Below are 11074 nucleotides of genomic sequence, written 5' to 3'. Positions count from 1 at the left end.
TTTTATTTTATAGTGGTTGTTATATTCTTAGTATTTAGTACATAGATATTGTTAGTTAGAATCGACTCCTTTCTTTTACACATGTCAAATCTCATTTCACAATTCCGAACTCTCATATCTAATTATTCCGCGACTATTTGATCTTTATATTTCAAATTGACGCGTTCATACGTATTCCATCCCTTTCGGGGCAAAATCTCCTTATAGAAGATTTTCAGTTTCTTAAACTTTTTCTCAAAACCTTCAGGTGTTCCAAACTCTACGATTTGCTTTGTCACCTGCGGATAAATGAGAATGTTTAAGTTCTTATCTATCTCCATTTGTGCGATCTGCGCACTCCAAAACTCATCTTTATAAATGAAGTTGAGCATTTCATAGATGGCCTCACCATCTTCTGTATCTAATAAGTTGGCTCCAATTTGATTGAAAAACTTACCGGATAGGATGACGGCTCTTGTATTATATTTTCTAGAAATTGGCAAATACGTGCCATCCATTGCGATATAACTTGCATTCTTACCCACCACTCTCGCAAATGGTCTGCGTAGCTCTGCTTCCACTAGCATATTTCCTTTCAAGTCGCGATAGATTTGTATGCCCTTTATAAATGACTCTTGTTCTACGCGCTGTTCAATTTCTTTCAGATTGAGATCATCGAAACTGCTGCCTATTATCACCTCATCGCCATTGGCAGTCATAAGCTGGAGAATGTCATTTTCATCGACAAAGTAATTGCCGTTTTGATTCTCGATGCGTATTACGATATCCTGACAGGTATTATCAGTACTCTTGCGCTCCGTAAAACCAATTATGACCATTGCCACAACCAGGGCCAGCATCACTTTGACGGTATGTGTGAAATGTATCTTACGCAGCATTGTACTTCACTTTTAATTTTTCTTTAATAGGCAATACCAACTTATCGATATCACCTGCACCAATAGTTGCTACTACTTCGAGGTCTTTGTCATTTAGCATCTCTAGTAAATTCTCCTTTCTTACAATTTGCTTAGCATCTAAATCTATCTGCTTCAAGATTATGTCAGAGGTCACCCCTTCTATAGGCTCCTCACGAGCAGGGTAGATATCCAGCAATATCACTTCATCTGCCAGGCTAAGACTTTTTGCAAATCCATCAGCAAAATCTCTGGTACGTGAGTACAGGTGCGGCTGGAAAATAGCAGTAACCTTCTTATCGGGGTATAAAGCCTGTAATGATTTGAGAAAGGCCTCGATCTCAACAGGGTGGTGAGCGTAATCATCAACAAACACAAGGTTAGGGTGCTTAATGACGTACTCAAACCTGCGCTTCACTCCTTTATAAGCCTTAATTGCAGGTTTTATTTTTTCGGGTGCCACACCCAATTGCAATGCTACAGCAATTGCTACTGTTGCATTTTCTACATTATGAAAACCAGGGACGCCAAGTTCAAGACCGTCAATGTTATGCAGCTCGTCACGATAATCAAAGACAAAAAATCCATTATTCATGGTAATATTACTGGCAAAAAATTGCCCCTGGTTAATGCCATAGGTATGAAGTGGTTGTTTGAAATTTTCATCAACCAATTCACTAGCTATTTTCTCACTGATAAATAATGTACCTGTGCTTTTTAACTTATTTATAAATTCTTTAAATGATGTATGCAGGCTATTTTCATCGCCATAAATGTCTAAATGATCAGCATCAGCAGAAGTGACCACAGCTATATTTGGATTAAGCGTCAGAAATGAGCGATCAAACTCATCCGCTTCAACTACAGCAATTGTATCATCTGCAATACGCTCGTTGGCTATGAAGTTTGACTCGTAATTAGTAGCTATTCCACCAAGGAAAGCCGCTATATCAAGACCTGCATGCTTAAGTATGTGCGCTACCATAGAAGAGGTAGTAGTCTTACCATGTGTACCGGCAATGGCCACAGTTTGCATGCTTGCAGTAATATGGCCTAGTGCTACCGAGCGCTTCATGACTGTAAAGCCTTGATCTCGCAGGTAGTTAAACTCTTTATGCAGTTTGGGAATAGCCGGAGTATAGATCACCAAAGCATCTTTTTTATTGCTAATGACCTTTTCAGGAATGTTATTTACCTCATCTTCAAAGTGAATTTCAATGCCCTCCTCTATTAATTTTGAGGTGAGCGATGTTTCTGTCTTATCATAACCAGCTACATAGAAGCCACTACGCTTAAACCATCGGGCAAGCGCACTCATACCGATACCTCCGATACCTATGAAGTAGACGCTATGGTAGCTGTTTATATTCACTTAATTAATTCCATTAATTCATCCACAATATTCTTTGTCGCATCTGGTTTAGACAGCTTTCTAATATTTGAGCTTAACCGGTTTTGTAGCGACTCGTCATTCAGTAAGTCAAGCACTGTTCTCACCAACTTATCCATGGCTTCTTTATCAGTGACCATAAGAGCTGCTTCCTTATTCACATAAGCCATTGCATTTTTCGTCTGATGATCCTCTGCTACATTAGGTGATGGAATAAATATCACTGGCTTACCAACTACCGCCAACTCAGACACTGAAAGAGCTCCGGCCCTGCTTATGACCACATCAGAAGCCCCGTAAGCCAAATCCATTTCTTTAATAAACTCGTGTATTCTCACACCTGTAAGCTGCATATCTGCAACTTTTGACTGCACTTCGTCATAATAAAAGCGGCCTGTTTGCCAGATAACCTGATAGCCAGCTTCTGACAAGGCCATCACCCCTTTTAGCATAGAGCGGTTTATGGTACGAGCCCCAAGACTTCCTCCTATCACCAGAATAGTCTTCTTATTGGTTTCTAAACCAAAGTGCTTTAAAGCGTCAATTCTTTTTTGGCCGGAATAAATAATGTCCTTCCTAACCGGATTTCCAGTCAGCCTTATCTTGCTTTTCGGGAAATACCTGTCCATATTTTCGTAGGCAACACAAACCTTATTCACCTTTTTACCCAGGCTTTTATTAGTCATGCCTGCATGAGAATTTTGCTCCTGCACTATGCTTGGCAATTTCTTGCTCGTTGCCGCCAACATGATAGGACCGCTCGCATAGCCTCCAAAGCCAAGCACTGCATTAGGCTTAAACTTCTTGACTAATTTCTGTGCTGCCAGGTAGCTAAAGAGGACTTTAAACGGGAAGTAGAGATTCTCAATCGTCACCCTACGCTGAAATCCGCTAATCCACAAACCGATGATTTGATAGCCAGCCTCAGGTACTTTTTTCATTTCCATTCTACCTTTGGCGCCTACAAATAATATTTGCGCACTCGGGTAACGGCTCTTGATCTCATTTGCCACAGCAATAGCCGGGTAAATGTGACCTCCAGTGCCCCCTCCGCTTATTATGAATCGATATGGTTTGTTTTCAGTCATTAAGCTGCTTTCACCATATTTTTAATTGTACCAGAAGATTTACTATTCCAGGACTGATCAAACTCACCCCTGCTTACACTCAAAATAATGCCTATAGAAAGTCCTGTAAATAAAAGAGATGTACCTCCCATACTTATCAATGGCAAAGGCAGACCGGTAATCGGCCCAAGACCTACCACAACTCCCATATTTACCATGGCTTGTACTACAATGGCAAAACTCAGCCCTGCCGAGAGCAAGCCACCAAATGCTCTTTCGCTTTTCACCACTGCCTTCATACCTCTCGACAGTAAGATCAAGTAGAGTATTAAAACTATGACACCACCTGCCATGCCGTACTCTTCGATAATGATCGCATAAACGAAATCTGAATAAGGATGCGGTAGTATATTTCTTTGTTGACTTTGACCTGGACCCTTGCCTACTACTCCCCCAGTGGCTACTGCAATTCGTGCATGTTTAGCCTGAAAAGGAAGCTCTTTGCCACTCATAAAGTTTTCGATCCTGTTCTTTGCAGTTTCCCCACGCACACCAAACTTAAGTGCAGCTACACCTGCCAGAGCTCCTACAAAAACCAACATGGCCAGGTACTTCACAGGCACACGACCAATAAACATGATCAACATGCAGGTAAGAAATAAGAGTATGGCTGATGATAAGTTTGTAAGTGCAATTAATCCGCATATAACCCCACACCAGATAAGAATAGGAATCAATGACTCTTTGAAATCAGCGATATTTTGCTGACGCTTGGATAACATACTAGCCAAACTTGTGATCAATGCTAAACTCGCCAAATCAGACGGCTGAAAAGAAGCGTTAATCACTGGCACATTTATCCAACGGCTGGCATCATTGAGACTTACACCATTAGTAAATGTGTAAATCAACAAAGGAACGCTGATCCACAATGCAAATCTTGAGAGCTTTGAGTAATACCTATAGTCTACTTTATGTGCAAACCACATGGCCAAAAGTCCAACCCCGACAAGCAATGTATGCTTTAATAAATATGTCTCAGGGTGACTCATGCGCTTAAAAGCAAGAGTGCCAGTAGCGCTATAAACCACGAGAATGCTTATCAAAGACAAAGCAAAGACTACCGCCCAAATTACCGGGTCGCCCTTCAAGTGTTCATCTACCCATGCTTTCACCTTGCTCATTGATTCGATGATTTATTTTCAAACTCTTTCTTTAATTCGATCACAGCATCTTTAAACTGATTACCACGATCCTCGTAATTTTTGAACAAGTCAAAACTTGAACATGCCGGAGATAACAACACCACATCATTTGCCTGCGCATAATCCATGGCAGATCGAACTGCGGTTTTCATATTATCCGTTTCCAGCAGGTTAATTATCTCTTTGTGAAAGGCTTCTCTTAGCTTGCTGTTATCTTTACCCAGGCAAACCAAAGCTTTCACTTTCTCATTTACAGATTCCATGATCAGGTCATAGTCATTGCCTTTGTCAATACCACCTGCAATCCAGACCAATGGCTCACTAAAGCTTTCTAAAGCATATTTTACAGAATCTACATTTGTAGCCTTACTGTCATTGATAAAAGACACATCATTGATGGTAGCTACGTATTCCAACCTGTGCGCAGCATTTTTGAAAGTTTTTAGCCCATCTCTAATGTCCTTTTCGGAAACACCTAGAATTCTTGCTGCAGTGATAGCGCTCATCATATTGATGGCATTATGCGGGCCTCTTAAGACAGTCTCTCCCTGGCTGATTTCCAGACCATCTTCAAAATACATTACTTCCCCATTGAGATAAGCAGTGCAATCTTGGTCTTGGAGTGACACCCCATGCATGGTGGCAGTGAATTCTCTTTGCGCTATTCCTTCCTTAATCAGCGCATTGTCAGAGAAATTGATGAAATGATTTTCAGCCGTAAGGTTATGTGTTATTCTAAATTTGGAATCACAATATTTTTGAAGACTGTAATCATATCTATCCATGTGGTCTGGAGTGATATTGAGCAGAATGGAGATATGTGGATGGAATGTAGTAAGACCATCTAGCTGAAAACTGCTTAACTCAAGAACATAAAAATCAAATGAATCTTTAATGACTTGCTTTGCCAGACTTTGCCCAACATTACCGGCTAATCCCACATTTAATCCTGCGGATTTCAGTAAATGATAAGTGAGCAGTGTGGTAGTGGTTTTACCATTTGTACCAGTTATGGCTATAAACTTAGCCTCAGTAAAACGAGAAGCAAATTCTACTTCATCAATTACCTCTACACCTTTTGTCTTTAGCTTGCCAACTACTTCAACTTTATCAGGGATACCAGGACTTTTTACTACAGTGTGGCTAGCCAAAATTGTGTCTAAAGAATGTTGATTTTCTTCAAACCGTATTCCAGCTTCCTGCAATTGCTCTTTGAACTTTGTAGCAATAGCACCATTGTCTGAAACAAAAACATCGTAGCCCTTAGCTTTCGCTAAAAGCGCTGCTCCTGTTCCGCTTTCCCCAGCTCCTAATATGGTGATTAGATTTTTGATTTTAGATTTTAGATTTTAGATTTTTTGCCTTTAAAGTTTTAATAGATGTCACATAAATCGCAACCAACTCATCAGCCTCTTTAATAAGTGACTGAATTGCTTCTGAATTTTTACCCTTGTCTACATACTCGATCAGCTCAAGGAAGTACATTGATTCATCAGCCTCTTCTTCAACGATTTTGAGCTTATTTATGAAGTCAGCTGTGCTTTTAGCCCGACAAGCAGCTCTGTAATTGGCACCCACTGAGCTTGCACATCTTAAAAGTTGACGAGAAAATATAGAGAACGACATCGTTTTCGGTAGTTGATCAATTAGATCAATCACACCGACTACAAACCTTTTATTTCTCTCTATTAACTCTTCCTTCCTCATAATCTTAAATCGTAACTCATAATTCTTAATTCTCTTTTATCTTAATTTCAATGTTGCCAAGCTTATAATCGCCAGTAATATTCCCACAATCCAAAACCTTGATACAATCTTGGACTCATGCAATCCTTTCATTTGATAATGGTGATGTAGTGGCGACATCTTAAAAATCCTTCTTCCTTCTCCATATTTCTTTCTCGTATACTTGAAGTATGATACCTGAAGAATCACCGATACATTTTCTATCAAAAAGATGCCACATACCAGTGGAATCATAAGTTCTTTTCTTACCACCAAAGCGATTGTTGCAATGATGCCTCCCAATGCCAATGAGCCCGTATCGCCCATAAAAACTTGGGCAGGATATGAGTTATACCACAGAAAGCCGAGACACGCGCCTACAAAGGCTGTGCAAAAAATCACGACTTCGCTGAGGTTTGGCAAATGCAAAATATTGAGGTAATCACTAAAGTCAACACGACCGGATAAATAAGCGAATATGGCTAAGGTAAGCCCAATAATTGCTGACGACCCTGCGGCCAACCCATCAATTCCATCAGTAATATTTGCTCCGTTTGAAACAGCCGTAATGATGAAAATAACTATGAGCACATACATTGCCCAGGTATAATCATGACTCAAAAACGGGATAAGCATATCATAATCCAGTTCATTATCCTTAAAGAAAGGAACTGTAGTTTTGGTAGATTTTACGTCTTCAAAAACTGCTACCTCCACACCATTTTCAATTCTTACCTCATCTGTATATTCTCTTATCACCACATCATCGTGGAAATAAAGCGTAAGACCAACTACAAGACCTATCGTTACCTGACCTACAACCTTAAATTTCCCTGCTAATCCTTCTTTGTTTTTCTTAAACACCTTGATGTAATCATCTAGAAAACCGATGATACCCAGTCCAACCGTTACCCCTACCAGCAGCATAACATAGACGTTATCAAGCTTGGCAAAGAGTAAAACAGGTATCAAAATGGCCGCAATAATGATGATCCCGCCCATGGTAGGTGTACCTTTCTTTTCCATCTGACCTACTAACCCAAGATCACGGATACTCTCACCCACCTGCTGTCGCTGCAAAAAGTGTATAAGCCGTTTTCCTATGAGCATAGTGATAAAGAGGGATATAACCGCAGCCATGCCCGCTCTAAAGGAAATGTATTGAAATACACTAGCGCCAACCAGGTTAAATTCTCTCTCTAAAAAATCAAATAGATAGTATAACATTTACTAATTCTAGTTTGCAAATAGGTTTAACATTCGTCTTAATACCTCTTTATCATCAAATTGGTGCTTCACACCTTTTACTTCCTGATAAGTTTCGTGACCTTTACCAGCCACTAATATTATGTCTCCTTCTGTAGCCAATAGGCAAGCAGTTTTAATTGCTTCTTCTCTATCGGCCAATACCACAGTTTTTTTATAGTCTACAGGGCTCACGCCTTCTTGCATATCCTTTATAATCGCCATCGGATCTTCATGCCTCGGATTATCTGAGGTCAACACCACTTTATCGCTCAAACCACAAGCTATTGATGCCATAAGCGGCCGTTTTGTCTTGTCTCTATTTCCGCCACAGCCCACAACAGTGATCACCTGCTCATTACCAGTTCGCAACTCATTGATGGTTTCCAGCACATTTTTCAACGCGTCAGGTGTATGGGCATAATCGACAATAGCTGTGATTTTAGCATCAGAAGTCACTTGCTCGAATCTACCGGGAGCGCCTTCGAGTAAAGAAAGTTGCTGTAAAACCTCATCGGCATCTTCTCCAAGAAGTACCGCTGTCGCAAACACTGCTGTAAGGTTGTAGGCATTGAAATCTCCAATCAACCTAAACCAGGCATTTTTACCGTCAATCTCCATTTCAATACCCTGAATGGTGTTGCTCACCAATTTGGATTTGAAATTAGCTACGGTTTTAAGGGCATATGTATTCTTTTCTGCCTTGGTATTTTGAAGCATTACACGCCCGCGCTTATCATCTACATTGCTCAGGGCAAATGCCTGTGCACCAAGACCATCAAAAAGCTTCTTTTTAGCCTTGATATAGGCTTCAAAAGTTTTGTGATAGTCAAGATGATCGTGAGAAATATTTGTAAATACTGCTCCTTTAAAGCTCACTCCTTCAACACGATGCTGCTCAAGCGCATGAGAACTCACTTCCATAAAGCACAATTCACAACCTGATTCCACCATTTGAGCCAATAGCTCGTTAAGCCTCAATGCATCTGGTGTTGTGTGAGATGATGGTATTACTTTATCATTGATCTGATTTTGGACGGTAGAAATCAGGCCTACCGGAAAACCAAGTTTTTTATATAAATCAAATAGTAATGTAGCTATCGTGGTTTTTCCATTTGTGCCGGTTATACCCACCAACTTAAGCTTGGAGCTAGGGTTTCCGTAAAAATTAGAGGCAATAAGTCCTAAGGCCGCTGCTGTATTTTGCACAGCAACATAGGTTACACCATCTATAATATCCTCTGGCAATTCTTCGCACACGATGGTTTCTGCACCAGCCTCAATAGCTTTATCGATATAATCATGACCGTCTACCTGAGTACCTCTCACAGCCACAAATAGCGAACCTTTACCAACCTCTCTAGAATCAAAAGTGACTGACTTGATCTCTCGCTGCATATCTCCCGAAGCAGAAATCAAAGAAACTTTATACAATATGTCTCTCAACTCAGCCATCAACTCAATTTAATTTTAATGTCAATCCCTTTTACCACTCTCTTACCTACTGGTAATGACTGCTCAGTCACTCTTCCTGAGCCTTCCACTACCACATCCAATCCTGTTTGCTCTAACACAAACAGAGCATCACGCAAAGTCATGCCTGTTACATCAGGCACAGTATTTTGAGTGGTCTTATTTTCTACCCATTTTACTGCATTGCCATAAACCTGCGTACGTACCCAATCGCTCTCAGTAGCTGAATGATTAGAAATACCAAGCTCATTACAGAGCAACTTTAAGTCTTTAGAATTACCAGATCTAATCACTGGAAAGACTCCACTCTCTGCTATAAACTCTTTAGGCATAGCATCGTGCATGTCAATGTCTCTTGAATAAATATTATCGGCTATCTCCTTAAAAACCGGAGCTGCCACATTGCTACCGTATTGCCTCCACCCTTTAGGGTTTTGGATAAGCACTACTGCACTATATTTAGGATTGTCTGCCGGGAAATAACCAGCAAAAGAAGTGGTATACTTTCTCGTGTACCGACCGTTTTCTAATATTTGAGCAGTACCGGTTTTACCAGCTATTTTGTAATGTGCATTATTAATATTCTTGGCTGTTCCTCTTTCCACAACACCTTCAAGCATAACTCTTAGCTTAGCGAGTGTTTCTTCAGAGCAAATTCTATCGTTAAGTGTAGTAGGCCTGAAAGTTTTCAATTCTTTGTCGGCCATTTTCACCTTCTTGACAATTATAGGACGCATCATTTTCCCTCCATTAGCCACGGCATTATACATAGCAAGCGTTTGTAAAGGAGTAATTTCCAGGCCATACCCATAAGCCATCCATGGTAATGTTATACCACTCCAGCCTTTATCATTAGGCCTTTTAATTTTAGGCATACCCTCTCCTTTTATTTGTACACCAAGCGGTTTTGAAACGCCAATATTATCCAGGTATTCTACGAAGCGCTCTGGAGTTTTACCAAAATGCCTATCGACCAATTTTGCCATGGCCACATTACTTGATCGCTCGAAGGCATCTTGAATGGTAATAGTGCCATAGCCGCCTTTCTCGTGATCACGAACAACATCATTATAGAATTTGAATGTACCATCTCCAGTATCGATACTATCAGACAATTTGATATTGGTGTCTTCGAGCAATGCGATCATTGTAGCCAACTTAAAAGTAGAGCCCGGCTCTCTTAGGCCACCTACTGCGTAGTTGTATCTTTCGTAATAGTAACCCTTTGCATTTCTGCTGAGATTAGAAATTGCTTTAATCTCTCCAGTACTCACTTCCATTACGGCCACTACACCATAATCTGCTTCATGATACTCTAGCGCTCGTAAAAGTGCAGTTTCACTCACATCCTGAAGATTGATATCAATGGTCGTTTCTATGTCTTTACCGTGCTCAGTTTTAACTTGAGAACCATCAAAAACAGGCTTCCAATTGCCTCCTGCTATCTTTTGATACAATGCTTCACCATTCTTACCAGCCAGCTCTTCATTAAAGCTGTACTCTAAACCAGCCCCTCTGTTATTTTCATTTATAAAGCCAATGGTTCTTTTACTGAGGTTAGAGAAAGGTCTAAATCGCTTGTCTACTCGCTCGAATATTACGCCTCCGCCTAATCTTCCTTCACGGAATATAGGCCAACTTTCCATTACCTTTTTCTCCTGATAGTCAACCTGCCTGCGATTTACTACAACGTATTGTCTGTTTTCAGCTCTGGCATTTTTGAATACTCGCTTGTAGCTCTCAATGCTTTTGTCTTTAAAATGATTTGAGAGATAATAGGCCAAGCTATCTATACCTTCATTAAACACACTTTCAGAGGCAATTGTAGCATCAAATGCTATTTTATAGAATGGCAAATCGGTAGCAAGTAAGCTTCCATTATCGGAGTAGATGTTTCCCCTTGTGGCTTTGACCTGACGGTACTGAAAGGTTGTTTGGTCGGCAATCTTTTGCCACTTTTCACCCTCGCCAAACTGTATATCACCCACCTTCACAGCAATAGCTACTGCGAAAAGGGCCGTCATAAGAAACGCAACCCTAACCCTCAGTAATATTGATTTTTTAATGTTCACC

At 40.4% G+C, this 11074-nt stretch carries 9 protein-coding genes; all 9 read right to left on the bottom strand.

From position 1 onward, the window contains the following. Window positions 1-122 precede the first annotated feature (122 nt). Entirely contained in the window at window positions 123-878 is a 756-nt protein-coding gene (locus E1176_RS12765) for a cell division protein FtsQ/DivIB (RefSeq protein ID WP_155211020.1), read from the bottom strand. Continuing rightward, a complete protein-coding gene (gene murC / locus E1176_RS12760) occupies window positions 868-2268 on the bottom strand; it encodes a UDP-N-acetylmuramate--L-alanine ligase (RefSeq protein WP_185152791.1) in 1401 nt (466 codons plus the stop codon). Before murC ends, E1176_RS12765 begins: the two co-directional genes overlap by 11 nt. Further along, window positions 2265-3374, bottom strand: coding sequence for an undecaprenyldiphospho-muramoylpentapeptide beta-N-acetylglucosaminyltransferase (gene murG / locus E1176_RS12755; protein ID WP_155211019.1), 1110 nt, complete (start codon window positions 3372-3374; stop codon window positions 2265-2267). The genes murC and murG overlap by 4 nt, the downstream gene beginning before the upstream one ends. Further along, entirely contained in the window at window positions 3374-4537 is a 1164-nt protein-coding gene (locus E1176_RS12750; protein WP_155211018.1) for an FtsW/RodA/SpoVE family cell cycle protein, read from the bottom strand. The genes murG and E1176_RS12750 overlap by 1 nt, the downstream gene beginning before the upstream one ends. After that, window positions 4534-5874, bottom strand: a complete 1341-nt coding sequence (gene murD, locus E1176_RS12745; protein WP_343030532.1) for a UDP-N-acetylmuramoyl-L-alanine--D-glutamate ligase — start codon at window positions 5872-5874, stop codon at window positions 4534-4536. Before murD ends, E1176_RS12750 begins: the two co-directional genes overlap by 4 nt. Before the next feature lie 19 nt (window positions 5875-5893). Further along, window positions 5894-6265 (bottom strand): four helix bundle protein, encoded by a 372-nt coding sequence (locus E1176_RS12740; protein WP_155211017.1) that lies wholly within the window; start codon window positions 6263-6265, stop codon window positions 5894-5896. Between the two features lie 36 nt (window positions 6266-6301). Continuing rightward, a complete protein-coding gene (gene mraY / locus E1176_RS12735) occupies window positions 6302-7510 on the bottom strand; it encodes a phospho-N-acetylmuramoyl-pentapeptide-transferase (protein WP_155211016.1) in 1209 nt (402 codons plus the stop codon). A gap of 9 nt (window positions 7511-7519) precedes the next feature. Next, entirely contained in the window at window positions 7520-8983 is a 1464-nt protein-coding gene (locus E1176_RS12730) for a UDP-N-acetylmuramoyl-L-alanyl-D-glutamate--2,6-diaminopimelate ligase (RefSeq protein ID WP_155211015.1), read from the bottom strand. Further along, window positions 8983-11074: penicillin-binding protein (locus tag E1176_RS12725; RefSeq protein WP_246206040.1), on the bottom strand; the 2092-nt coding region annotated here is incomplete at its 5' end. The genes E1176_RS12730 and E1176_RS12725, both read right to left, overlap by 1 nt.

This window comes from Fulvivirga aurantia (assembly GCF_009711475.1).
GTDB classification, from domain to species: Bacteria; Bacteroidota; Bacteroidia; order Cytophagales; family Cyclobacteriaceae; genus Fulvivirga; species Fulvivirga aurantia.
This window is presented reverse-complemented; position numbering and strand designations above follow the sequence as displayed.

Excerpts from the sequence above, each read along its gene's own strand:
- E1176_RS12750 (WP_155211018.1), bottom strand. The coding sequence starts at position 4,537 with ATGAGCAAGGTGAAAGCATGGGTAGATGAACACTTGAAGGGCGACCCG.
- murG (WP_155211019.1), bottom strand. The coding sequence starts at position 3,374 with ATGACTGAAAACAAACCATATCGATTCATAATAAGCGGAGGGGGCACT.
- mraY (WP_155211016.1), bottom strand. The coding sequence starts at position 7,510 with ATGTTATACTATCTATTTGATTTTTTAGAGAGAGAATTTAACCTGGTT.
- E1176_RS12730 (WP_155211015.1), bottom strand. The coding sequence starts at position 8,983 with ATGGCTGAGTTGAGAGACATATTGTATAAAGTTTCTTTGATTTCTGCT.
- E1176_RS12740 (WP_155211017.1), bottom strand. The coding sequence starts at position 6,265 with ATGAGGAAGGAAGAGTTAATAGAGAGAAATAAAAGGTTTGTAGTCGGT.
- E1176_RS12765 (WP_155211020.1), bottom strand. The coding sequence starts at position 878 with ATGCTGCGTAAGATACATTTCACACATACCGTCAAAGTGATGCTGGCC.